The 23,732-nt window shown below is 74.1% G+C and carries 25 protein-coding genes and 1 pseudogene; 14 read left to right on the top strand and 12 right to left on the bottom strand.

Going from position 1 to position 23,732, the window contains the following annotated elements:
* The first annotated feature begins 12 nt into the window (after positions 1-12).
* Positions 13-564 (top strand): hypothetical protein, encoded by a 552-nt coding sequence (locus tag KIT14_04475; GenBank protein ID MCW5889787.1) that lies wholly within the window; start codon positions 13-15, stop codon positions 562-564.
* Positions 565-573: 9 nt separating this feature from the next.
* Here KIT14_04475 and KIT14_04470 read toward each other — a convergent pair whose 3' ends face one another.
* Entirely contained in the window at positions 574-1,119 is a 546-nt protein-coding gene (locus tag KIT14_04470; GenBank protein MCW5889786.1) for a pyridoxamine 5'-phosphate oxidase family protein, read from the bottom strand.
* A gap of 223 nt (positions 1,120-1,342) precedes the next feature.
* Between KIT14_04470 and KIT14_04465 the strand changes: the two genes are divergently transcribed.
* Positions 1,343-1,861, top strand: a complete 519-nt coding sequence (locus KIT14_04465) for a hypothetical protein (GenBank protein MCW5889785.1) — start codon at positions 1,343-1,345, stop codon at positions 1,859-1,861.
* A 139-nt stretch (positions 1,862-2,000) separates the two neighbouring features.
* On the opposite strand, the gene KIT14_04460 is transcribed toward KIT14_04465, so the two are convergent.
* From KIT14_04460 to KIT14_04450, 3 genes are all read right to left on the bottom strand, one after another.
* Positions 2,001-2,618 carry a hypothetical protein gene (locus KIT14_04460; protein ID MCW5889784.1) on the bottom strand — a complete coding sequence of 206 codons (618 nt, stop codon included), beginning with the start codon at positions 2,616-2,618 and terminating at the stop codon, positions 2,001-2,003.
* Between the two features lie 38 nt (positions 2,619-2,656).
* Entirely contained in the window at positions 2,657-2,983 is a 327-nt protein-coding gene (locus tag KIT14_04455; protein MCW5889783.1) for a hypothetical protein, read from the bottom strand.
* A 108-nt stretch (positions 2,984-3,091) separates the two neighbouring features.
* Positions 3,092-3,340, bottom strand: coding sequence for a hypothetical protein (locus KIT14_04450; GenBank protein ID MCW5889782.1), 249 nt, complete (start codon positions 3,338-3,340; stop codon positions 3,092-3,094).
* Positions 3,341-3,424: 84 nt separating this feature from the next.
* On the opposite strand from KIT14_04450, the gene KIT14_04445 reads away from it, so the two are divergent.
* The gene (locus KIT14_04445; GenBank protein MCW5889781.1) at positions 3,425-4,174 is read left to right on the top strand and encodes a VOC family protein; all 750 of its coding nucleotides are present in this window, start codon (positions 3,425-3,427) and stop codon (positions 4,172-4,174) included.
* Here the strand turns inward: KIT14_04445 and KIT14_04440 are convergent.
* Positions 4,153-4,494 (bottom strand): phage holin family protein, encoded by a 342-nt coding sequence (locus KIT14_04440; protein MCW5889780.1) that lies wholly within the window; start codon positions 4,492-4,494, stop codon positions 4,153-4,155. The two genes, KIT14_04445 and KIT14_04440, sit on opposite strands and share 22 nt — an antisense overlap.
* Before the next feature lie 128 nt (positions 4,495-4,622).
* Between KIT14_04440 and KIT14_04435 the strand changes: the two genes are divergently transcribed.
* The 6 genes from KIT14_04435 to KIT14_04410 all read left to right on the top strand — a co-directional run bounded on the left by KIT14_04435 (position 4,623) and on the right by KIT14_04410 (position 8,663).
* Positions 4,623-5,618, top strand: a complete 996-nt coding sequence (locus KIT14_04435) for a class I SAM-dependent methyltransferase (GenBank protein MCW5889779.1) — start codon at positions 4,623-4,625, stop codon at positions 5,616-5,618.
* 33 nt (positions 5,619-5,651) lie between these two features.
* The gene (locus KIT14_04430; protein MCW5889778.1) at positions 5,652-6,305 is read left to right on the top strand and encodes a TetR/AcrR family transcriptional regulator; all 654 of its coding nucleotides are present in this window, start codon (positions 5,652-5,654) and stop codon (positions 6,303-6,305) included.
* On the top strand, positions 6,302-7,636 hold the full coding sequence (locus KIT14_04425; protein ID MCW5889777.1) for a carotenoid oxygenase family protein: 1,335 nt from the start codon (positions 6,302-6,304) through the stop codon (positions 7,634-7,636). Before KIT14_04430 ends, KIT14_04425 begins: the two co-directional genes overlap by 4 nt.
* Before the next feature lie 77 nt (positions 7,637-7,713).
* Positions 7,714-7,983 (top strand): hypothetical protein, encoded by a 270-nt coding sequence (locus KIT14_04420; protein ID MCW5889776.1) that lies wholly within the window; start codon positions 7,714-7,716, stop codon positions 7,981-7,983.
* A gap of 117 nt (positions 7,984-8,100) precedes the next feature.
* A complete protein-coding gene (locus tag KIT14_04415) occupies positions 8,101-8,355 on the top strand; it encodes a type II toxin-antitoxin system CcdA family antitoxin (protein MCW5889775.1) in 255 nt (84 codons plus the stop codon).
* On the top strand, positions 8,355-8,663 hold the full coding sequence (locus tag KIT14_04410) for a CcdB family protein (protein MCW5889774.1): 309 nt from the start codon (positions 8,355-8,357) through the stop codon (positions 8,661-8,663). The genes KIT14_04415 and KIT14_04410 overlap by 1 nt, the downstream gene beginning before the upstream one ends.
* 34 nt (positions 8,664-8,697) lie before the next feature.
* Here the strand turns inward: KIT14_04410 and KIT14_04405 are convergent, their stop codons facing one another.
* Entirely contained in the window at positions 8,698-9,651 is a 954-nt protein-coding gene (locus tag KIT14_04405) for an endonuclease/exonuclease/phosphatase family protein (GenBank protein ID MCW5889773.1), read from the bottom strand.
* A 144-nt stretch (positions 9,652-9,795) separates the two neighbouring features.
* Positions 9,796-11,403 (bottom strand): MBL fold metallo-hydrolase, encoded by a 1,608-nt coding sequence (locus KIT14_04400; GenBank protein MCW5889772.1) that lies wholly within the window; start codon positions 11,401-11,403, stop codon positions 9,796-9,798.
* 138 nt (positions 11,404-11,541) lie between these two features.
* On the opposite strand from KIT14_04400, the gene KIT14_04395 reads away from it, so the two are divergent.
* On the top strand, positions 11,542-12,243 hold the full coding sequence (locus tag KIT14_04395; protein MCW5889771.1) for a PHP domain-containing protein: 702 nt from the start codon (positions 11,542-11,544) through the stop codon (positions 12,241-12,243).
* Complete coding sequence (locus tag KIT14_04390; protein ID MCW5889770.1) at positions 12,240-13,247, top strand: hypothetical protein; 1,008 nt, start codon at positions 12,240-12,242, stop codon at positions 13,245-13,247. Before KIT14_04395 ends, KIT14_04390 begins: the two co-directional genes overlap by 4 nt.
* A gap of 18 nt (positions 13,248-13,265) precedes the next feature.
* Here the strand turns inward: KIT14_04390 and KIT14_04385 are convergent, their stop codons facing one another.
* Positions 13,266-13,424 carry a hypothetical protein gene (locus tag KIT14_04385; GenBank protein MCW5889769.1) on the bottom strand — a complete coding sequence of 53 codons (159 nt, stop codon included), beginning with the start codon at positions 13,422-13,424 and terminating at the stop codon, positions 13,266-13,268.
* Positions 13,425-13,446: 22 nt separating this feature from the next.
* Between KIT14_04385 and KIT14_04380 the strand changes: the two genes are divergently transcribed.
* Positions 13,447-14,205 carry an energy transducer TonB gene (locus KIT14_04380; GenBank protein ID MCW5889768.1) on the top strand — a complete coding sequence of 253 codons (759 nt, stop codon included), beginning with the start codon at positions 13,447-13,449 and terminating at the stop codon, positions 14,203-14,205.
* Here the strand turns inward: KIT14_04380 and KIT14_04375 are convergent.
* Both KIT14_04375 and KIT14_04370 read right to left on the bottom strand, forming a co-directional pair.
* Positions 14,199-15,962 carry a long-chain fatty acid--CoA ligase gene (locus tag KIT14_04375; protein ID MCW5889767.1) on the bottom strand — a complete coding sequence of 588 codons (1,764 nt, stop codon included), beginning with the start codon at positions 15,960-15,962 and terminating at the stop codon, positions 14,199-14,201. The genes KIT14_04380 and KIT14_04375 overlap by 7 nt on opposite strands.
* Positions 15,959-16,351: a DoxX family protein gene (locus KIT14_04370; GenBank protein MCW5889766.1), complete on the bottom strand. Its 393-nt coding sequence runs from the start codon at positions 16,349-16,351 to the stop codon at positions 15,959-15,961. The genes KIT14_04375 and KIT14_04370 overlap by 4 nt, the downstream gene beginning before the upstream one ends.
* Here KIT14_04370 and KIT14_04365 point away from each other — a divergent pair.
* Together KIT14_04365 and KIT14_04360 are read left to right on the top strand one after the other, a co-directional pair.
* Positions 16,350-17,231, top strand: a complete 882-nt coding sequence (locus tag KIT14_04365; protein ID MCW5889765.1) for an alpha/beta hydrolase — start codon at positions 16,350-16,352, stop codon at positions 17,229-17,231. The genes KIT14_04370 and KIT14_04365 overlap by 2 nt on opposite strands.
* 209 nt (positions 17,232-17,440) lie before the next feature.
* A pseudogene (locus KIT14_04360) lies at positions 17,441-20,251 on the top strand (hypothetical protein).
* 760 nt (positions 20,252-21,011) lie between these two features.
* Here the strand turns inward: KIT14_04360 and KIT14_04355 are convergent.
* The gene (locus tag KIT14_04355) at positions 21,012-22,148 is read right to left on the bottom strand and encodes a beta-lactamase family protein (GenBank protein MCW5889764.1); all 1,137 of its coding nucleotides are present in this window, start codon (positions 22,146-22,148) and stop codon (positions 21,012-21,014) included.
* Positions 22,149-22,188: 40 nt separating this feature from the next.
* On the bottom strand, positions 22,189-23,508 hold the full coding sequence (locus KIT14_04350; GenBank protein ID MCW5889763.1) for an HDOD domain-containing protein: 1,320 nt from the start codon (positions 23,506-23,508) through the stop codon (positions 22,189-22,191).
* Positions 23,509-23,732: the final 224 nt, after the last annotated feature.

The raw sequence follows: 23,732 nt of genomic DNA, 5'->3' as shown, positions 1-23,732 counted from the left end.
ATCCTCCCCCCCATGCAGGCGGTCGTGCGGGCGGAGACGGAGACCGCGGCGCCGTGGGGCGCGGCGGTGCGGGCGGTGGCGCTGCTCGAGATCGCGGTCAGCGCCTGGACGGCGATCGGGGCGGCGGCGTTCCTCGCCACGATCGGATGGCCGGAGCTCTCGCGTGGGGCGTGGGGGCCCGGGGTCGCGTGGGTGATCGTGGACATCGGGCTCGCCACCCTGACGGTGCTGGCGGCGCTCGGGCTGTCGCAGCGGCGCGGATGGGCGCGCTCCTGGATGCTCTGGCGGTCCGCGACCGACGTCGTCGCAACGCTCGCCTGGTCCGCGGCCGGCCGCCACACGGCGTCGCTGCTCGCGCTGCTCGCGGGCGGCGGCCTGACCCCGCCCGGCGGCCACATGCTGGCCGACGCGCGCCTGCTGGCCGGCGTCGCGGCGATCGCCGTGCTGGCGTGGCCGCCGGCCGGCGTGCGCTTCACGCCCGCCGGCCTGGCGCTGCGCGTGGCGATCCCCGCCCTGCTGGCAGCGCGCACCGCGGCCGGGCTGCTCCAGCCGCTGGTGCGCTGAGCGCCGGCGTCAGGATTCGACGCCGCGCAGACCGTCGATGCTGCGCGCGTTGCGCTCGCGACGATACGCGGCGATGCCGTCCGGTCCCTTGCGCTCGGCCCACTGCGTGAGCTGCGTGCGCTCGCCCTCGTAGCGCATGCGCGGCACGCCGTAGCCGCACGAATCGGCGATCCGATCGAGCTCGACGACGATGACGCTGCGCACGCCGGGATGCGCGGGGAAGCGCGCGAGCAGCTCGGTGAAGCGGGCGTCGGCCGGCTCGATCACCGTGCCGCTACCGTAGAGCCGCAGGATCTTCGGTGGCCCCTCGAAGGCACAGAAGAGGATCGTGACGCGGCCGTCGTCGCGCAGATGGGCGATGGTCTCGACGCCGCTGCCGGTGAGGTCGAGCCACGCGACCGTCGTCGGCCCGAGGACGGCGAAGGTGTCGAGGCCCTTGGGCGACACGTTCACGTGGGTGGCCGGATCGCACGACGCGGTCGCGACGAAGAAGACGTGCTGGCGTGCGATGAAGGCGCCGAGATCGTCGTCGAGGGCGTCGAACGTGCGTCCCATGGCGGTGGGTTCTAGGAGAGCGTGCCGGCCAGGGGAACCGAGCGGCGCCGCCCGCTTGACCGCAGGCGAAGAAAGAGCGAATAGAGTCGCGCGTCGTCAGCGGCCGCACTCCTCCACCACCTGGGCCGTCCCGGGGCCATACGCCTCGGGACGGCCCCCCGGGCCGAGCGGCTGTGTACCGGGGTCGTCGGGCTCGACGCGGCGCGGCCTCGTCGAGCGTACCGTGGCCCGGCTCGCGCTCGACCTCGACGACCGCAGCCGTGACGTCCGCACGCTCGGGCTGATCGCGCCGACGCGCGACGTGCGCACGATGCTCGGCTGCCTGCGCGTCGAGCTCGAGGCGCAACCGCCGCGCGCCGCCATCCGCCAGGTGCTGGTGCGCGCCGAGCCCGAGGTCATGCGCCCGACGCAGCTCGGGCTGTTCGCGCCGCCCGGCCCGGCGCCGGAGCGACTCGCCACCACGCTCGCGCGGCTCGGCGTGCTGTGCGGCCCCGATCGCGTCGGGGCGCCGGGCGTGGTCGACACGCACCGCCCGGGCGCGGCGGCGATCGTCCCGTTCGTGCCCCCGGCGCCGGCCGTCGCCCCGCCGGCGGAAGTCACCTGTCGCCTCGTCGTGCCCCTGCGCCCGCCGCGCCGCCTCGACGTGTTCACCGAGCGCGAGCGCCCGACCTTCGTCCGCGGCCCGGGGCGCGGCGGCCGCGTGGTCGGCGTCGCCGGCCCGTGGCGCGTGCAGGCGGCCTGATGGACCGACGCGCCCTGCGCACGCGACTACTTCGACCTCGAGCTCAGCGACGGCGGGCTCTACCGCTGCTACCGCGAGCTCGGGCCTGGCGCCTGGTGGGTCGACGGCGTCTACGACTGACGCCGCCGCGGTTCCGTCGTCAACGCGTCGTCGTCGGCGCAGCGCCGGTGAAGACCTCGGGGCGACCCGGGCCCCAGATGGCCTCGCCCGGCTTCACCCTCTTGGCCTTGGCGTCGCGCGTATAGGGCACGTACACCTCGACCGCGACCCCGCCGATGTGCTCGATGCGACCCTGGACCGCGTCCATCAGCGCGGCCCCCTCGGTCGGCGCCATGCGGCCGCCGGCGACGATGCACGTGGCCTTGATGCGCTTCGCGGCCGCCTCCTCGCGCAGGCCGGCGACGAGCTTGCCGATCACCTGCTCGGAGGTCGGGTGCTCGACGTTCTCGGGCTTGGCCACGGCGCCCTTGAACTCGCCGTCGGTCATCATCATGCCCGCGAACGGATAGAGCTCTCCCGTGTCCTCGATCTGTTTCAGGGCGAACGGGATGCAGCGGTTCGCGAGCTGCTCGATGTCGTTGCGGGTCGCCTCGTCGATCTGCGGGTGACCGCCGGGTCCGGCCGAAGCGCCGATCGCCCCGGCGGACGACGTCGATGCGGGCGGCGGCGTCGACCTGCTCTCGGACTTCGCGCCCCCTGTCGCCCCGCAGCCCACCAGTAGGGCGCTTCCCAGCGCCACGGCCATCACTCGTCGCATCCTTGCTCCTCTTCCTGGCTGCTGCCGCGACGGCGCGCTCAGGAACCCGACTGACCGTAGCTGCCGAACGTCTTCTCGCTCTCGAAGTACAGCACCTTGCCGTCCGGCGTCGCGCCGATCACGGCCTTGGCCTTGTCGACCGCGTGACCCGTCACCGGGTCCTTGGCGCTGCGGACGGCGGCATCGGTGCCGAGCCGCCCCTTACACATCTCGCAGCACCCGTAGTAGGTGCGGCCGTCGACCTGCACGGGAATCTGGTCGCGCTCGAAGACGGTGTCGTTGACCATGCACACCTTCTGCGGCTCGACGCGCTGGAGGCTGGAACCTGCCGCCGCGGCGACTCCCGCGAAGGCCACGAGGGCCACGAGCGCGGTCGCGAACACGGATCGACGGTGGACGATCGTCATGACGTGCTTCTCCTTGCTGCCTCTCTGCCGTGCTGCGGGCCGGGGATCAACCCGGGACGCGCAGCGTCAGTCGTCGTCCTCGCAGTCGTCCTTGCAGCTGTCGTAGGTGGAATGACAGCCGGAATCGCAGTCGGCGTAGCTCTGCGACTCCTGCATGTCGCCGGAATCGCGCACGAGCTGACAACCGGACTTGCAGGAGCGCAACTCCTCCTGACAACCCTGCTTGCAGTGCTCCTTCGCCTGATCCGCCGCCGCCGTACCCACCGCCGCGAGCAGCAGACCCAGGACCATCGCCAACCCCGGTACACGTCGCATGGCCGCATCCCATCGCGAAACCCGGGGCGCGGTGCAAGCAGATGCGCCCTCGCGGCCCGCGCAGGCCTTCGATAAGCGTCCGCCATGCGCCTGCGTCAGGTGGTCATCGCCGCCCGCGACCTCGACGCCACCGTCGCCGATCTCGAGGCGGTGCTCGGCCTGAAGGTCGCCTACCGCGATCCGCTGGTCGCGACGTTCGGCCTCGTCAACGCCGTGCTGCCGGTCGGCGACGCCTTCCTCGAGGTGGTCTCGCCGACCACCGCCGGCGCCCCGGCCCGCCGCTTCCTCGATCGGCGCGGTAGCGACGGCGGCTACATGGTGATCCTGCAGTCACGCGACCTCGACGCCGATCGCCGCCGCGTGGCCGCGCTCGGCGTGCGCGTCGTCTGGCAGGGCGACCTGCCCACCATTCGCGGCACGCACTTGCATCCGTCCGACGTCGGCGGCGCGATCCTCTCGCTCGACGACGCGACCCCGCCCGCGTCGTGGCACTGGGCAGGGCCGTCCTGGGAAGAGCACGTACGCACGGACGTCGTGCACGACGTCGTCGGCGTCGAGCTCGAAGCGCCCGACCCCGCCGCGCTCGCCGCATGCTGGAGCCAGATCCTCGGCCGTCCGGTCGCGAGCGACCACACGATCGCCCTCGCCGGTGCGACGCTCGCCTTCGTGCCCGGCCCGACGACCGGCGTGCGCGGCTACGCGCTCGCCGCGACCGACGCGCCGGCGGCGCGGGCCCGGGCGCGGGCGCGCGGGCTCACCGCCGACGGCGACACGATCGTCGTCGGCGGCACCCGCCTGCGCCTGCTCGACGCTCAGCCCGGCGCGACCAGATAGCGTAGGATCGCGTTCACGATGGCGAGCACGATCGCCCCGATGAACGCGGCACCGAAGCCGTCGATGTGGAAGCCCGGGACCAGCGCCGAGGCCATCCACAGGAGCAGCGCGTTCAGGATCAGCAGGAAGAAGCCGAGCGTCACGACCGTGAGCGGCAGCGTCAGCACGAAGAGCACGAGTCCGATCGTCGCGTTGACGAGCCCGATCACCACCGACGCCAGGAGCGCCGTCCCGAACCCCGCCACCCGGAACCCGGGCACGACGTGCGCGACGATCAAGAGCCCGAGCGCGCTCACGAGCCAATGGACCAGGAACCGCATCGCCCCTCCCCCGCGGGGCGTCCATGCCCCGCTGCCGGCGCATGGGAGCACCCGGGGCGGGGGCGAGGCAAGCGGCGCGGAGCCTTCCTTGACGACACGCGGCACGACGCCGTATCGCCTCAGCCCGCGTGAGCTCCGACCCCGAGTCCCTGCTGCGGGTCCGCGCCGACGATCCCGCGTACCGCGCGCAGGCCGAGGCGGAGGGCCGCTTCTGGCAGAACGTCCACCCCTTCAGCCTCGAGGCGTTCGAGGGCCACTTCGGGGAGGGCCACGCCGACCGCTACACCAACCTGCGCTTCACCGGCGATCGCGCGGTGCCGTGGTGCGACGTCGTCGTCCGCTACGGCCCGTTCCACGACGGCCTCGCGCTCGGCACCGGCGAGCTGCACGTCGAGGCGCGCATCCTCGAGTCCAACCCGACGCTGCGCCTCACGTTCGTGGACCTCAGCGCCGGGGCGCTCGCACGCCGCGAGCGCACGCTCGGCGCGCGCTTCCCCGGCCGCGTCACGACGCGCCTCGCCGATCTGAACTTCCTCGACCTCGCGCCCGAGAGCCTCGACGTGGTGGTGACGTCGGGCACGGTGCACCACGTGACCAACCTCGAGTACCTCGCCTTCCAGCTGAACCGCGCGCTGCGGCCGCGCGGACACGTGTTCCTCCAGGACTACGTGGGCGAGAAGCGCTTCGACTTCTCGCCCGCGAAGCGCCGGCTCTACGAGATCCTCTACGACCGGGAGCTGGCGCACACGCCCGGTCGCGGGCGCGACGTCGTCTGGAGCGACCAGAGCGATCTCTCCCCGTTCTGCGGCGTACGCTCCGACGAGGTGCTGCCGGTGTTCCGTCGCTTCCTCGACCAGATCCACCTCGGCACGTCCGGCACGTTGCTCGTGCCGCTGATGCGCTCGCGGCCCGCGGGTGCCGCCGGCATCATCGAGTCGGCTTCACGCTGGCAGATCCTGCGCGGGCACCTGCATCGGCTCGTGCGGGGCAAGCGGCGCTCGTTCCAGGCGCTCGTCGCCGACCGCTTCCTCGACGAGCTCTTCCTCGTCGGCGAGGCGGCGAGCGACGCCGGTCTGGTCCCGCCGGGCACGGCGTTCGCGATCTACCGCAAGCGCACCGGTTGACACTGTCTACATCGCGACGTAGACACCGTCTACATGGGAGTCGCCGCCCGCGTGCTCGCGCCGCGCGACCAGCTGGTCGCCGCCGCGCGCCGCCTCCTCGACGCGGACGGCCTCGAGGGCATCGGCCTGCGGCAGATCGCGCGCGCCTGCGGCGTCTCGCACGGCGCGCCGCTGCGGCACTTCCCGACGCTCGCGCACCTGCTCGCCGCCGTCGCCGCGCAGGGGTTCTGCGAGCTCCATGCGTCGGTGGGCGCCGCGGTCGCCGCCGCCGGCGCGCGCGCGACGTCGCTCGCGCGCCTGCGTGCCGCGAGCCGCGGCTACGTCCGCTTCGCGCTCGCGAATCCCGGCGTCTTCGGCCTCATGTTCCGGCCCGAGCGCTTCGACGCCGACGATCCCGACCTGGAGCAGGCGGGCGCGGCGGCGTTCGGCCAGATCGTCGAGCTCGCCGCCGCCGCCCAGACCGCCGGCCTGCGCCCCGACGTCGCCGCGACCGAGCTCGCCGCCGCCTGCTGGGCGTCGGTGCACGGCCTCGCCCAGCTCTGGATCCAGGGCTCGCTCCAGGGCGCGACGCACGACGGCGCCCGGCTCGACACGCTCCTCGACCTCACCCAGGACCTGCTCCTCGACGGCATCGGCGCGCCGCGCACGACGAAGAAGCCCGCGCGACGCAGGAGGACCGCACGATGACGACCAACGTCTATCTCGCCGACAACTTCGCCCCCGTCCCCGACGAGCGCACCGACACGGTGCTGCGCGTGACCGGCACCATCCCGCCCGAGCTGCAGGGCCGCCTGCTGCGCATCGGCCCGAACCCGCCGCCGGGCACCGCGGGCGAGAGCTACCACTGGTTCACCGGCGCCGGGATGGTGCACGGGCTGCGCCTGCGCGACGGGCGCGCCGAGTGGTACCGGCGGCGCTACGTGCGCGACGACAAGGTCTGCGAGACGTTCGGATGGCCCGCGGCCCCGCGCCCGGAGAACGCCCCCAACGACGGCGCCGTCAACACCAACGTCATCGCGCACGGCGGCCGCGTCCTCGCCATCGTCGAGGGCAGCAGCCTGCCGATGGAGCTGACCCCCGACCTCGAGACCGTCCGCCGCACCGACTTCGACGGCACGCTCGGTGGCCCGTTCACCGCGCACCCGAAGCGCGATCCCACGACCGGCGAGCTGCACGCCGTCGTCTACAGCTGGGAGTGGGACACGCTGCGCTACCTCGCCGTCGGCACCGACGGCCGCGTCCGCCGCCGCGTCGACGTGCCGGTCACGGGCCGACCGATGGTCCACGACTGCGCGATCACCGCGACGCAGGTCCTGCTGCTCGACCTGCCCGTCCACTTCGACATGGAGATGGCGATGGGCGGCGCGTCGTTCCCGTACCGCTGGCATCCGGAGTACGGCGCCCGCGTCGGGCTCCTGCCGCGCGACGGCGACGCGAACGCAGTGCGCTGGGTCGAGGTGCCGATCGGCTACGTCTTCCACCCGCTGAACGCGTGGGACCTGCCGGACGGGCGCGTCGTGGTCGACGTCGTGCGCCACCCGAGCATGTTCGACAATGACCAGGCCGGCCCCAACGACGGTCCGCCGCACCTCGTGCGCTGGACGCTCGATCCGGCGAGCGGGCGCGGGACCGAGCGGCCGCTCGACGATCGCGGCGTCGAGTTCCCGCGCCACGACGAGCGCCGCGTCGGCCAGCCGATCCGCTGGGGCTACGCCGCCACCTTCGATCGCCTGCAGCACGGCCCCGCCTACCAGTACGACCTCGAGACGGGCGCGGTCGCCGTCCACGACTACGGCAAGGGCCGCGCGACGCTCGAGCCGATCTTCGTGCCGCGCACGCCGGACGCGGCGGAGAACGACGGCTACGTGCTCTCCTACGTCTACGACGCGACCGCCAACACGAGCGACGTCGTCATCCTGCACGCGCAGGACTTCGCCGGCGTACCGGTGGCGACGATCCACCTGCCCGACCGCGTCCCGTTCGGCTTCCACGGCAACTGGGTGCCCGACCCGGCGTGACGCCCGCGGCGGGCGGTCGTCGTGCCGACGGCCGCCCGCCCGTTGCCCCACGCCCTCGCGATCGCTAGACCGCCCGCATGCGACGCTTCCCGGTGGTCCTCCTGCTCGCGACCCTCGCCGCAGCCTGCAGCACGCCCACGCCGAAGGAGAAGGGCGAGTGGAAGGCCACACGGCCGTCGGCGGAGGCGCTCGCCGCGGCACGCGACGAGTGCACCGACGAGGCCACCCGCGAGACCTCGGTCAGCGGCGGCAGCGGCACGCTCAGCAAGGCCGCCATCGGCTTCTTCCTCGACTGCATGAAGAGGAAGGGCTGGGCGCTCGACACCGTACCGGCGACGACGCCTTGAGAGCGCGACGGGTCGCCGGGCCCACTCGCGACGACGTACGCAGGCGGGGCGTCGGGAGCGCGCGGGAGCGCGGGCCGCCTTGAAGCGCATCCTCATGCGCACTACCATGCGCATCGTATGCCTCCAGGGCGCAAAGGGCGGCCGGGCGGCGCCCGCAAGGCCCCCACCAACCTCTCGCTGCGAGCCGATCTCGTCCGGCAGGCGAGAGCGCTGCAGCTGAACCTGTCGGACCTCCTCGAGCGTGCCCTCGAGCGGGCGATCGCCGACCGCCTGCGTGAGCGGTGGCTCGCGGACAACCGCGAAGGGATTCGCAGCTACAACGCGCAGGTCGAGCAGCGGGGCGTGTTCAGCGACGGGTGGCGGCGCTTTTGATGGCCCAGTTCGACGTGTTCCGGAACCCGCGCGGGGGAACGTTTCCGCTCCTGCTCGACGTCCAATCCGAGCTCCTGTCCGAGCTGGCCACGCGAGTCGTCGTGCCGCTGGCCCCGGTCCGCCAGTGGCCGGCGACACCCCTCACCCGGTTGAACCCGATGGCGAGGCTCCGGCAGGTCGACTACGTCCTCGTCTTCCAGGAGCTGGCGGCCATCCCGAAGGCCGCCCTCGGCCCCACGGTCGGCTCGCTCCGCGCTCGGCGCGACGACATCGTCGGCGCGCTCGACCTGCTCTTCACCGGCATCTGACGCCTCCGCTCGCCCGCACGACGAGCCATCGCACTCACCCGGCGAGCGCCACGTCGACGACGATCGGGAGATGGTCCGAGCCGTAGGCCGCGCCGACGCGACGATCGAGCACCCGCAGCGACGGCGACGCGAGCGCGTGGTCGATCGGGATGCGCAGCAGCGGCCACGCGCCGGCGGGCCAGCTCGCCTGGAGGCCGAAGCCGACGCGGCTGTCGCGCAGGCCGCCGTCGCGCAGCAGGCGGCCGAACCACGGCGACCACGGCGTCACGTTGAGATCGCCGAGCACGAGCGCCGGTCCCGACGCCATGCGTGCCACGCGCGCGAGCGCCGCGAGATGCGCGTTCCGCTCCGCGAAGGCCGCGAGGCCGACCGGCGGGATCGTATGAGTGGCGACGAGCGTCAGCGCACCGCCGCCGAGCGGCAGCTCGGCGATCACCGTCGGCATGTCGAGGTCGTCGAGCCCCACCACCTCGCCCCGCACCAGCGCCACGCGCGAGAGCAGCGCGATGCCGAAATCGTCCTCACGCGGCTCGGCGAGCGTGTGGCGATGGTCCGGCAGCCCCGTCCGCAGCGCCTCCCACCACCCCGCGTCGACCTCCGCGGCGACGACGACGTCGGCGGCGGCCGCGCGGATGACCTCGAGCCCCGCCACGTGCGCCGGGTTCACGCGCAGGACGTTCGCGAACAGCACACGCAGGCGCGGCGCCGCCGCGTCGGCGACGCCGCCGGGGCTCGCCGGCGACGCCGCCACGACGGCGTTCACGAGCGCACCCGCCACGAGCAGCACGACCGGCTTCCAGCGGCGCATCGCGGCGGCGATCAGCGCCAGCAGCGCGAAGCCGGTGGCGTACTGCACGCGGAAGTGGGTCGTCAGCTCGAGCGGCCAGGGCGACGCGGGAACGAAGGCCGTCGCCGTCACGAGCGCGAGCACGGCGGCGACGACGTCGAGAACGCCCCGGAGCGTCGGGCGGGAGGCGCGGGGCGACATCCGTGCCCGCGAGGCTTCCCGTCGGATGCGCCGCGGTCAAACGCTCCGGGCGCCCCAGGCACACCTCCCGCCGGGCGCGCCGCGGGCGGGGTCGGCGCGCCGGAGCACGACGACGTGTCGCAGGGCGCAGGGCATCGACGCCCCCTACAGCCCGAGCCGCGCGCGCAGCTCGCGGCGCGCACCGTTCAGCCAGCCCTGCTCGTTGATGTTCCCGCTCGCCGCGAGCAGCGCCTCGACGGCGGCGAGACGCGTCGCCAGCGCCTCCTGGTCGTCCGGATCGGCGGCGAGCACGACGTCGGTCAGACGTATCGCCTCGGCGTGCCGATCCTCCGCGACCAGCGCGGCGGCGCGCACCGCGATCGCGCCCGTGCCGCCGAGCAGCGTCACCAGCTCGCGGTACGTCGCCGAGGGCGAGACGCCGTACATCGTCGCCGGGTTCTCGTCGAACCAGCCGAGGTAGCCCTCGTAGATGCCGCGCACCGTCCACGCGACGGCGCCGTAGCCCTCGCCGACGGCGAGGTGGGGCGGCAGCGTGATCGCGTCCATCAGGGTGTAGACGTCGGTGCCCGCGTTCATGCCGCGCACGGTCGCGTCGTGCACGTAGAGGAGCGCGTCGCGGTACTGCTGGATGCGCGCGCGCACCGTGTCGGTGCCGTAGATCGGCCCTTCGTGGCTCGGCGCCAGCACGGCGGGCTGCCACGACTGCACCAGGTCGAGCGATTCGACGTAGTCGAGCGCCCAGCGCGGCTTCGTGCCGCGCAGCGTGTAGAGGTTCGGGAAGGAGCCGTAGATGTTGTCGCCCGGGAATGCGATGCCGGCCTCGGGAATCCATACCGACAGGTGGTCGTAGGTCTCGCCGGGGGTGTGCACGAGCTGGAACGTGAGGCCGCCCAGCCGGAACTCGCAGAAGCGCTCGAAGGTCGTCGTCGCCAGCAGGGGCGCGGCGTAGTTGTCGACCGGCGCGTCCGGGGCGAGGAACGGCACGCGCGGCAGCCCGAGCAGGACGGAGAACTGCTCGGCGCTGCGATGCCCGAGCACGCCGTTCAGCCGCCGCTGGTAGTGCAGCATCTCGGTCTGCTCGGCCTGCGCGATCACCTGCGTGCCCTCTTCGCGCCACAGCGCCACGCCGCCGGTGTGGTCGCTGTGGCCGTGGGTCAGGATGACGTAGCGGATCGGCCCGTCGGCGACGGCGCGCAGCGCGGCCACGTGCGACGGCGCGAACAGCGACAGCGAGGTGTCGATGACGACGTTGCCCTCGGGCGTGGTCACGAGGAACGTGTTGCCGAAGCCCGGCGCCATGTAGACGCCCTCGGCGACCTGGACGACGCCCGCCGAGCCGACGGGCGTCGGGCCGGTGGGAATCGGCCGCGTCGGCGGCACGCCGACGACGAGGCGCCCCGGATCCTCGGAGCAGTGGAGCCGCCCCTGCGTCGTGGCGACCAGGCCGTCGACGAAGCGATGCGTCGCCGCGCGCACGATCGCGACGTCGCCACGGCTCGGACAGGCGTCGGCGAAGCGGCGCTCGACGCGCGCCATCTTCGCCTCGAGGCGCGCGTCGCACGCGGCGTTGGACGGCGCCCGGCCGGTACGCGCGGCGCGCGTCTCCGCCGCGACGCGACACCCGGCGTGGGCGGCGGCGAGGGCGAGCTTGCGCAGGCGGCACTCGGTGGCGGCGTCCTTCGCGGCGCCGGCGACGGTCGCGACGAGGAGGAGCAGGGTGACGGCGAGGGTCCGGACGGAGGAGGCACGCATGCGCGCCCAGCCTTAGGACAGGAGCCCCAGAACGGTCGACCGGAGCGGCCCGAGCCGCAGCGCCAGCCCCGTCACCGGTCGCTTCCGGGGGCGGAAGCACGGCTTGCCAGAAGGCGAACACAAGGCGAATATCACCCCATGCCCCCCGCCGACTACGTCGAGCTGCGCTGCCGCAGCGCCTTCAGCTTCCTGCGCGGGGCGTCGCTGCCGGAAGACCTCGTCGCGCGTGCCGCCGACCTCGGCTGCGACGCGCTGGCGCTGGCCGACCGCAACGGCGTCTACGGCGCGCCGCGCTTCTTCCAGGCCGCGAAGCGGGCCGGCCTGCGGGCGCTGGTCGGCGCCGACGTCACCGTCGCCGGTGCCGGCCAGCTCCTGCTGCTGGTCGAGGACCGCACCGGTTACCGCAACCTGTGCCGCCTCCTCACCGAGGGGGCGCTCGGCCGCGCGAAGGGCGACGCGCAGGTCGGCTGGGACGTCCTCGAGGCGCACGCCGCCGGGCTCCATTGCCTCGCCGGCGGCGCCGACGGCCCGCTCGCCGGCGCCGACGCGGGCACACACCTGGGCCGTCTGTGCGACATCTTCGGCGCGCGCCTCGCGGTCGACGTGCAGCGCACGCGCGAGCGCGACGCCGAGCGCCTGGCGCGTCGCCTCGCCGACCTCGCCGACGCGCGCGGCGTGCCCGTCGTCGCCACCGGCGACGTGCGCCACGCCGAGCCCGCGACCAAGGCGCTGCTCGACGTGCTCACCTGCATCCGCCTCGGCACCACGCTCGACCGCGCCGGCCGGGCGCTGCTCGGCAACGCCGAGCGCCACCTGCGCACGCCGGCCGCCATGGCATGACCGCGCACGGCATCGCCGGAGCCGCGCAGGACGAGATCGTGCTGGCGATCACCTCGTTCGCGCTCTACGGCTTCCCCGAGTCGCACGCCGCGAGCTTCGCGCTGCTCGCCTACGCGTCGGCGTACCTGAAGGCGCACCACCCGGCGGCGTTCGCCTGCGTGCTGCTGAACGCCTACCCGATGGGCTTCTACCACCCGGCCACCCTCGTGCAGGACGGCATGCGGCACGGCGTGCCGTTCCTGCCGGTCGACGTCGCGCGCTCGGCGTGGCGTTGCGTGCCGGAGCGGAAGGAAGGCGTGCTCGGCGTGCGCCTCGGCCTGCGCTACGTCGCCGGGCTGCGGCGCGAGGCGGCCGAGCGCATCGTCGCGGCGCGAAGCGCGCATGGGCCGCTCGCCTCGATCGCCGCGGTGGCGCAGGCGGGCGCGCTCCGGCGCGACGAGATCGAGGCGATGGCGCACGCCGGTGCGTTCGCGTCGCTCGGCATGACGCGGCGGGAGGCGCTGTGGCAGGCGGGCGCCGTGGAGCGCGACGCCGGCTCGCTGCTGGCCCGCGTGCGCCCTTCTGCGGCGGCCGCGCCGCTGTCGCCGATGACCGCCTACGAGGAAACCGCCGCCGACTACACCGCCACCAGCCTCACCACCGGCCCGCACGTGATGCGCTGGCTGCGCGCAGAGCTCGACGCCCGCGGCGTCGTCCCGGCCGCCGACCTCGCACGACGGCGCGACGGCGGCGCCGTGCGCGTCGCCGGCCACGTCATCGCGCGCCAGCGCCCCGGCACCGCGAAGGGCATGTGCTTCCTCACGCTGGAGGACGAGACCGGCACCGCCAACGCCTTCCTCACCCCGCCGCTCTTCGAGCGCTGGCGCCTGCTGCTGAACACGTCGTCGCTGCTCGAGGTGCAGGGCCTCGTCGAGCAGCGCGACGGCGTCACCCACGTGCGCGCGCTGCGCCTGCGCCGGCTGCACGCGCCGGAGCACCTGCCGGCGGGGCACAACTACGGGTGAGACGGCGCGCGACCGCCGCTACGCGGCGACCAGCACGGTCGTGTAGAGCGCGTCGTCGCCGTGCCGTCGCACCTGGGTCGACAGCCGCGTGCGCGGCCGTGGGACGGCGACCCCTGCGGCGCCGAGTCCGTCGATGTGCAGCACCACCGCCGCCGCACGACGCTGCGGCCCGGGCATGCTACGCAGCGATCTCGTGCGCGTGCATCGATCGCTCTCGTTCGTCCTCGGCCTCCTCGCCCTCGCCGGCTGTGCCGCCCGCGGCGCCGCGCACAAGCAGCCGCCGACGGCGCCCGTGCCCGCCCCGGGCAACCCCACGCCCGTCTATCCCGACGAGGCCCGGCGCCGCGGGCTCGAAGGCGTCGTCGAGGTCGAGGCCGAGGTGCTGCCGACGGGATCGGTCGGCAACGCGCGCGTGCGCACGGGCGGCGAGCCGCTCGGCAGCGCCGCGCTCGCGGCGGTGCGCCAGTGGCAATTCCAGCCGGCGCGGCGCGACGGCAAGGCGGTCTCGGCGCGGGTCGTGATCCCGGTCCGCTTCCGCCTCGAGATCCGGCCCTGGCGCCTCGTCGCCTCGGTGCCGGGGCACGACGGCACGCTGCGTCCCGCCGACGCGACCTTCCCCACCCGCCGCGCCTGCGAGGACGCCGCGCTCGCGACGGCGGGCGACGTCCGCGGCTGCGTCATCGACGTCGGCGCGCCCGACGAGGCGGTGGTCCCGATCGCCCAGGTGACGGACCCGCCGCCGCCCGGATGGGTCGTGCTGCTGCTCGCGCCGGGCGCGACCGGCGGCGTGCCGCTCACTGCGGCGCCGCTCGACCAGTGGCGCGTCGTCGGCAGCTTCGTCGGCCAGCGTGTGTGCGACGGCCAACGGACGCTCGAGCACGCCACCCCCGCGGTGCGGGGCGTGGCCAAGCGCAGCCTCCGCTGCGCGCCGCCGCCCGCCCCGCGCGTGGCTCAGTAGAGCCGGGCGAGGTCGTCGCCGTAGCGCTCCATCACCTTGCGGCGCTTCAGCTTGAGCGACGGCGTGAGCAGACCGTTCTCGGTCGTGAAGTCCTCGCTGACGACGGCGAACGCCTTCACGCGCTCGAAGCCCTTGATGTCGCCGCTGTGCGCCTCGAGCTCGCGCTCCAGCAGCTCGACGACGCGCGGGTCCTGCGCCAGATCGCCCAGCGTGTGCCGACGCTCCTCCGCCCAGCGGCGGAGCGCGTCGGGATCGGGCACGATCAGCGCGACGTTGTGCGGCCGGTTGTCGCCGTAGACGAAGATGTTGGCGATGAACGGCGACAGCTTGAGCTTCTCCTCGATCGCCGCCGGCACGACGTACTTCCCGTTCTCGAGCTTGTACTGCTCCTTGATGCGGCCCGTGATCCAGAGATAGCCTTCCTCGTCGAGCCGCCCGAGGTCGCCGGTACGCAGCGCGCCGTCCGGGCGCAGCGCCGCCGCGGTCTCCTCGGGGCGCTCGTGGTAGCCCTGCATCACGTTGGGCCCGTGGACGATCACCTCGCCGTCGGGTCCGCCGCCGGTGACGCTCGCGTCGATCTCGATGCGCACGTGCGGGATGGCGCGGCCGACGCTGCCGAGCTTGCGTGCCCCGGGGTGGTTCGCCGTCGCGATCGGGCTCGTCTCGGTGAGGCCGTAGCCCTCGTAGACGGTGATGCCGAGCGCGTCGATGAGCTCGCCGACCTCGCGCGCCAGGGCGGCGCTGCCGCTGACGGCGTAGCGCAGCCGCCCGCCGAAGCGCGCCCGCACGGTCGAGAAGATCAGCCGGTCGGCGAGCGCCAGCAGCACCTGGTCGCCGACGCCGGGCGACTCGCCGCGCCCGCGCCGGATCGCCGCGTCGACGCCGCGCGCGAACAACCACTGGATCGGCGCCGGCCGCGACGCGATCTGCGCACGCACCCCGTCGTAGATGCGGTTGAAGATGCGCGGCACCGCGAACAGGACCGTGGGCTGCACGGCCGCGAGATTCGGGATCAGGTGCTTCACGTCGTCGTTGACGGCGATCGAGCAGCCCATGCTGACGAGGCCGTGCAGCTCGCAGGTCTGGCCGAACGAATGCGCCCACGGCAGGAAGGCGAGCGAGCGGTCGTCGGGCGAGAACGTGAAGACCTCGTGGATGGCGTTGATGTTCGAGGTGATGTTCGCGTGGCTCAGGATCACGCCCTTCGGCATGCCCGTGGTGCCGGAGGTGTAGATGAGCCCCGCCGTGTCGACCGGAGCGGGGAACACGGGCGGAACGGGGCGCGCGCGGCCCGCCGCCAGCAGCGCCCCCCACGAGTCGGACCGCTCCGCCGGCGCGTCGAGCGCGACCACGTGCTCGAGCGCCGGCAGCTCGTCCCGCATGGCGCGCAACCGCGCGACCGCGCCGTCGGTGGCGGCGAGCACCACCCGCGCGCCGCAGTCGCGCAGGATGAACTGCCACTCCGACGGATGCTGCGCCTGGTACATCGGCACGTATGCCGCGCCGCGGCCGTAGGTGGCGTAGCACGCCGCCGCCCACTCGACGCGGTTGTCGGCGACGATCGCGACCGTGTCCCCCGCCCGCACGCCGAGCGCGGAGAGCCCGCCGCGCGCCGCCGCCACCTGCGCGTGGAAGTCGCCGTAGGTTAGCCACGACCACGACTCGCCAGCCTTCACGCCGAAGAGCGGCCGCGCCGCGAAGGTGCTGCAACTGCGCTCGCAGAGCTCGACGAGCGACGCGAGCTGCGTCCCGCTCACGTCGCGCGCCCCCCGTCCACGCTCCAGATGCCGGGCCCGCGCGCCGCGACGTAGAGGAAGACGAAGCAGTACAGCGCCGCCAGCTCGCCGCCGTTCTGGATCGGCAGCAGCGCCTGGAGGCCGTGCGCCATCCAGTACGCGCAGGCCATGAGCCCGCTCGACAGGAAGGCGGCCCAGCGCGTCTGGAGGCCGATCATCACGAGGAGCCCGCCCACGAGCTCGATGAGACCCGCCGTCCAGATGATGGCGGCCGGCGGCGGCGGGTCGACCGGCGGCATGGGCGGGACCCCGAGGATCTTCTGCGAGCCGTGCCACATGAAGAGGAATCCGACCACGATGCGCATGAGCGCGTAGGTCTGGGGCTCCCAGGGCCGCATGAACGTCGCCATGCGCCGCTTTTCGACGGCGACGGCGGCGCAGTCAACGTCCCTCGCACCACGCGGCCGTGCGCGCCCGTCGTTGACGCGCCCGACGGCGCCGGGCCTAAGTGGCGAGGTGCCGCCCGAGACGCCCATCGCGCCGCCGTTGGCCGCGCTGCTGGCCCTCGAGATGCGCGCGGGCCTCGAGCTGCTCGGCCTGCTGCCGGCCCTGCCCTGGCTGCGGGCCGCCCATCGCGGCTGCGGCAGCCCGGTGCTGGTCCTGCCCGGCTACCTCGCCGACGACGTCGCGACGCGCGCGCTGCGCTGGTTCCTGCGCGACCGCGGCCACCACGTCCACGGCTGGCGGCTCGGCCGCAACTTCGGGCCGGCCCCCGAGACCGTGCAGGGTCTCGCGGCACGCCTCCTCGCGCTGCACGCGCGGCACGAGCAGCGCGTCGCGCTCGTCGGCTGGAGCCTCGGCGGCATCTACGCCCGCGAGCTGGCGCGGCACTTTCCCGACCACGTGCGCCAGGTCATCACGCTCGGCTCGCCCTTCCGCGATCCCAACGCCACGACCGTCGCCCGTCTCCAGCGGTTCGGCATCGGGCCGCGCGCCGACGAGCGCTTCGCCGCCTTCGTCGACCGCCTGCGCGAGCCGTTGCCCGTGCCCTCGACCTCGATCCTCAGCCGCACCGACGGCATCGTCGCGTGGCGGAGCTGCGTCGAGGTGCCGGGGCCGAACCGCGAGACGATCGCCGTCGAGTCGAGCCACGCCGGCATGCCGCACCATCCCGCGGTCCTGCTCGTCGTCGCCGAGCGGCTCGCACAGGCCGACGGCGCTTGGCGGCCCTTCGACCCGGACACCGCGGCCCGGTGGCCGCTGCTGCGCGCCTGGCCGCTGCCGGCATGACTGCGCCGCTGCGGCGTCGCTTCGGCAGACGACATGCGCGACGCGCATCTTTCATGCCGAAACGAATTACGCGCACACCGATGCTCCACGCGTGAGTGGACCGGGCGCCGCGGCGGGCACGGGCACGGTCGCTCAGCGCGTCCAAATCGCCGTTGACGCAAGGTTCCCATTGACGCCGAGGGGTCCGGCGCGGGAAGCCGGGCGGCATGATGGGACGTGTCCGTCGCGCTGCGCTACTCGCCCTCCTCCTCGCCGCCGCCCCTGCCGCCGCCTTCGTCACCTTCGAAAGCGGCCCCGTTCGCCCGCTGGCTCTGTCCGCGGATGGGACCCGGCTGTACGCGGCGAACACCCCCGACAACCAGCTCGAGGTCTTCGACGTCGGGCCGGGCGGTCTCACCCACGTCGCCTCCGTGCCGGTCGGCCTCGAGCCGGTCGCCGTCGCCGCGCGGTCGGCCGGCGAGGTGTGGGTCGTCAACCACCTCTCCGACAGCGTCAGCATCGTCGACGTGGTCAGCAACCCGCCGCGCGTCGTGCGCACGCTGCTGGTCGGCGACGAGCCGCGCGACATCGTGTTCGCCGGGCCGGGCCGCACGCGCGCCTTCATCACCACCGCGCACCGCGGCCAGCACCGCACGCACGCGTCGATCTCGGCGGTGCCCGGCGCCGGTGACCCGCAGCTGACCACGTCCGGCGTGGGCCGCGCCGACGTCTGGGTGTTCGACGCCACGAGCCTCGGCAGCGCCCTCGGCGGCGTACCGATGCGCATCGTGACGCTGTTCGGCGACACGCCGCGCGCGCTCGCGACCAGCCCCGACGGCAACACCGTCTACGCGGCGATCTTCAAGTCCGGCAACGGCACGACGATCATCGCCGAGCCGATCGTCTGCGACGGCTTCGCCGCCGCCGGCCCCTGCGTCGAGGACGGCGTGACGCTGCCGGGCGGCCTGCCCGGCCCGAGCACCAACGTCGAAGGCAAGCGGGCGCCCGAGACCGGGCTGATCGTGAAGCACGACCCCACGACCGACCAGTGGCTCGACCAGCTCGGCCGCGACTGGGGCGCCGCGGTGCAGTTCGACCTGCCCGACGAGGACGTCTTCGCGATCGACGCGAGCACGCTCGCGCAGACCGGCGTCTACACCGGCGTCGGCACGACCCTCTTCAACATGGTCGCCAACCCGGTGAGCGGCGCGGTCTACGTCTCGAACACGGACGCCCGCAACGAGGTGCGCTTCGAGGGGCCCGGCATCTTCGGCGGCACCACCGTGAACGGCCACCTCGCCGAGTCGCGCGTCACCGTGCTCTCCGGCAACGACGTCACGCCGCACCACCTGAACCCGCATATCCCCTACGCCACGCGCCCGGCCCCGGCCGGCGTGAAGCAGCACAGCCTGGCGACCCCGGTCGACATGGTCGTCTCCCCGGACGGCGCCACGCTCTACGTCGCCGCGTTCGGCTCGGCCCGCGTCGGCGTCATCGGCACGGCCGCGCTGGAGGCCGGCACCTTCGATCCGACGACGGCGAGCGGCGGCTACATCCCGCTCTCGGGCGGCGGCCCTGCCGGCCTGGCGCTCGATCCGTCGTCGCCGCGGCTGTTCGTCCTCACGCGCTTCGACAACGCGGTCTCCGTCGTCGACCTCGGCAGCCGCGCCGAGACGCAGCGCGTGTCGCTGCACAACCCCGAGCCCGCGAAGGTCGTCCAGGGGCGGCCGTTCCTCTACGACGCGCAGCTGACGTCCAGCAACGGCGAGGCGGCATGCGCGAGCTGCCACATCTTCGGCGACATGGACGACCTCGCCTGGGACCTCGGCAACCCCGACGCGCTCGTCAAGACGAACCCGATCCCGATCAACCTCGGCATCGCCGTCACCTCGGGCGTCTTCACGCTCGACTCGCCGATCAACGGCACGGGCAACCTGAACGACTTCCACCCGATGAAGGGGCCGATGACCACGCAGACCCTGCGCGGCATGGACGGCAGCGGCGCCATGCACTGGCGCGGCGACCGCGCCAACCCGCCCGGGACCCCGGGCTCGGCGTTCGACGAGGTCGTCTCGTTCAACAACTTCAACGAGGCGTTCCCCGGGCTGCTCGGCCGTGAGGACGAGCTGCACCCGGCGGACATGCAGAAGTTCACCGACTTCGCGCTCGAGATCATGCTGCCGCCGAACCCGATCCGGCCGCTCAGCAACACGCTGACGACGGCGCAGCAGAACGGCCGCAACTTCTACTTCGGGCCGCGCCTCTCCGACGGCATTCCCGGCAACATCCTCGGCGTGCCGCTCGGCTTCACCTGCGAGGGCTGCCACCGCCTCGACGCCGCCCAGAAGTTCTTCGGCACCGACGGCCGGGCGAGCTTCGAGAACGAGGTGCAGATCGTCAAGATCCCGCACCTGCGCAACCTCTACCAGAAGGTCGGCATGTTCGGCGGCCTCGACACGCACTTCACGCTGCCGCTCGACACGCCGCACCAGGGCCCGCAGGTTCGCGGCTTCGGCTTCCTGCACGACGGCTCGGTCGACACGCTCTTCCGCTTCTTCAACGCGACCGTGTTCTCGAACACGAGCGTCGGCGGCTCCGCCGTCGGCTTCCAGAACGCCACGCAGCGCCGGGAGATGGAGCAGTTCATGCTGGCGTTCGACACCAACTTCGCGCCGATCGTCGGACAGCAGACGACGCTCGACGCGAGCAACGCGGCGATCGTCGGGCCGCGGCTCGACCTGCTCGTCTCGCGCGCCGCGGCGGGCGAGTGCGACGTCGTCGTGAAGGGCGTCGTCGCGGGCGAGGCGCGCGGCTTCCTCCGCCAGGCGGGCGGGCTGTTCGTCTCCGACCGCGCCGACGACCTCGCCCTCAGCGACGCCGCCGTGCGGGCTCTGGCGGCGCCCCCGGGGCAGGCGCTCACCTGGACGTGCGTGCCGCCGGGTGAGGGCCTTCGCGCCGGCGTCGACCGCGACCTCGACGGCTACCTCGATCGCGACGAGCTCGACGCCGGCAGCGATCCCGCCGATGCGAGCAGCTTCCCCGGCCAGGCGCCCAACCTCGCGCCGATTCCGACGAAGAAGCTGTCGCTCTCCGACGCCTCGGCGGCAAAGCGCGGCATGTCGTTCGCGTCGTCGACGAAGGGCCTCGCGCCCGGGGCGCAGATCGCCCCGCCTGCGCGCGGCGGCGCCGGCGATCCGACCGTCCACGGCGGCGCGCTGGTGGTCTACAACGCCGCCGGTCTCACCGCCGACGAGGCGTCGCTGACGCTCCCCGCCTCGGGCTGGACGGCGCTCGGCAGCGCCGCGAACCCGAAGGGCTGGCGCTACCGGAACCCGAACGGCCCGGTGCGCAACCTGGTCATCAAGGCGAACACGCTCACCGCCAAAGTGCGGGGGGCGACGTTCGGCTACACCCTGAACGAAGCCCAGCAGGGCAAGGTCGGGGTGCTGGTCCGCCTCGGCGCGGACGACGGCTGGTGCGCCGCCGCACCGGCGCGGGCAGCCGGCAACCCGCCGTCGACGGCGAAGTTCGACAAGCCCGGCAAGTTCGTCAGCGCCAAGCTCGTGGCCGCACCGGCCGAGTGCGCGGCGCTGCCGAGCGGCGGCTCGCCGAGCGGCGCCTTCCTCGAGTGACCGTGGGCGCGCGGCCGGGGGAGCCGTCCCCCGGCCGCGCGCGCGGCTTCCGCTCCCGCGCGCGGCGACGGCTCTCCCGGCCGCGCGCATCCCGCTTCGGCGCGCTACCCGCGCCTACGACCGGCGCGTCGCGCCCGCCCGGACCCGGCGCCGCGGAAGCGTGTGGCGCTCACTCGAAACGCAGCGCGCGGCAGGCCGCCTTCTGCTGAAGGCGGCGCGCCAGGTTGGCGACGTGCTTCCTGCCGTTGTCGACGTTGACGACGACCGTGGCGGAGCGCGTACCCTGGCGGTTCGCCACCGCGAACGTGCGCCAGCCCGGGATGCGTCCCGTGTAGCCGTACACGAGCCCGCACGGCAGGCGATACGCGAAGATGCCGAGCCCGGAGCGGCTCGTACCCGGCCCGGGCGGAAAGCCGTCGCCGCGCACGAGGCTCGCGAGGCTCTGCTCGACGAGGGCGTCGGGGAACAGGCGTCCCGCCATGCGTGCGCGCAGCACACGTCCCACCTCGACCGGCGTCGAGATCATGCCCGCCGCCGCCCAGGTCCACGACGGCGAGATCGCGTCCGTCACCTTGCGGATCGGTCCGTACTCGGTGCGCTTGAAGTGATAGCCCTCGGTGCGCGGCGCCGGCAGCTCGTTGCTCGCCGGCAGCGCGGTCCGCTCGAGGTCGAGCGGCGCGGCGACGCGGGCCGCGATCACCGCCTCGAGCGACATGCCGGTCGCCGCCTCGACGATGAGCCCGAGCACGATGGCGTCGGTGCGCGAGTAGCCGAACGCGCTGCCCGGGGGGAACAGCAGCGGCAGCTGGGCGACGTAGCCCGTCAGCTGCTGCGGCGGCACGTCGGCGAGCGGATCGGCCCTGACGTCGGCCGCGAAGGCGTCGGTCGCCGTGTAGTCCGGGATGCCGCTCGTCTGCTGGAGCAGCTGGCCGACGGTGACCACCGCGCCCGGTCCGAGGAGGCCGGGGACCCAGCGCTCGACGGTGTCGCCGAGCGCGAGCACGCCGTCGCCCACCAGCGCGAGGACGACGGACCCGGTCACGACCTGGGTGACGTCCGCGAGACGGACCTGGGCGCCGACCTTCAGCCGCTCGGCCTTCGGCACGTTCGCGTAGCCGTGCAGGATGTTCTCCCGCTGCGCGGGCGTGACGATCTCCACGGCGGCGCTCGGCGCCCCGCCGTCCACGACGGCGCGTGCCGCCTTGAAGACGGCCCGATACGAGGGTGCACCCGCCCATGCCGGCGCGGCGTGTGCGGCGATGGCGCCCAGCAACGCGAATCCCGTCCGCCCCCACCCGGTCCGCATCGCCCCTCCATGCCGGCGGGCCCCGGCGAGCGCAAGCCGATCAGTCCATCAGGCGACGCAGCGCGCGGCAGCGTTCGGCGATCTGCGCCTCGAGCGCGACGAGCGTCTCGGCGCTCCCCGGCGGCGTCGCACGCGCGACCGCCTCGCTCAGCCAGACCGGCTCGGGATCGCCGCCGAGCAGACGTTGCCACTCGCCGCTCGCGCGCAGGCCGCTCCATCGCGCCCAGGCGAGCGCGGCGCCGAGCGGACCGTGCGCCCGGCCCTGCGCGCAGGCGCAGAGGACCTGCGCGATACCGGCGGGCAGGCCCCACTCGTCGAGGAGCTCGGGCAGGCGGGCGAGCGCGGGCTGTCCGAAGATGGCGCGCTCCGCGTCGTCCCAATCCGTCGTGCCGGCGACGACCCGGCCCACGACCCGGCGATAGCGCTCGGGCTCCGCGCTCTGGAGCGCGACCGTCGCCATGTTGTGCAGGAGGCCGCAGAGATAGCCGTCCTCGCCGCCGCCGTGGCCGGCCCGCTCGAGCACCATCTGCGTCCCCGCGGCGGTGCCGAGCGCCTGCTCCCAGAGCATCTGATCCACCGGCTCCCAGCGAGCGAACAGCGTCCGGGCGAACTGCCCGACGGCGAGATTGCGCACGCCGCGCATGCCGAGCAGGCCCAGCGCTTCGGTGATCGAGCCGACGGCCCGCCGCCGTCCCAGCGCCGGCGCGTTGGCCGCGCGCAGGAGGTGGGGAGGTAGGAGCGGATCGAGCGTGACGGCGTCCGCGAGCGCCGCGAGGTCTCCCCGCTCGTCGTCGGTGGCGGCCACGATGCGCGCGAGCGCGGGCGGAAACGTGGGGACGACGAGACGACCGGGCTCCGCGCCCGGCGACGCGGCGGGCACGGGGGACGGCGCGTCGGCGGGCGCCGCCAAACGGATCGCGGGCACCGGGCGCGTCGCGCCGGCGTCCGGGGCCGGCCCGCGAGCGCGCCCGAAGCGCAGCGCCGTAAGGTCGGCCAGCGTGTGGACCAGCTCCACTTCACGCAGGCTGAAACGCCGCCCGCGGCGGCGGCCGACCCACAGCCAGCCCACCGGCCCGCTGGCCGTCGAGACCGGCCAGGTGCACGACGTGCCGGCGAGGCCTTCCAGTCGGGTGAGCAGATCGCTTGCGCGCAGCCCGCACGGCAGCGGACAGGCTCCCCAGGTGCTCGCCAGGACGTGGCACCCGCCGACCCGGAGGCCGAGGCCGGCGGCATCGCCGTCGGCCAGCACCCCAAGCGCCGAGACCACGCCGTCGACGGCGGCGCGGGCGTCGCCGCGACCGAGGGCGGCCATCGTCTCGCGAAGCAGCTCGGCGGCGTACTGGGGCTCTGCGGAGGTCATGCCGGGGGCGGGCGACGAGGCCGGAGGACGGGAACGGAGGGCAGCGACCCGTCCTTGGGACCCGGCCTCGTCGCCGGGGTGTGTGGTGTGGCCGCTCGCAGGTGCAGCGCCCATGCCGGCGCGGACATGGCCTCCCCTGCATCCGGGGCCGGCGTCTGCCGCAGCAGGCGATCGGGTGCCGATCCAACCCATCGTGCTTCCGGCTCCTTTCGCGCCTCTCATGC

The organism is bacterium (assembly GCA_026129405.1).
In the GTDB taxonomy this organism is placed as follows: Bacteria; Desulfobacterota; Binatia; order DP-6; family DP-6; genus JAHCID01.
Note: the sequence above shows the minus strand (reverse complement) of the source record. Positions and strands in the feature narration are given on the sequence as shown.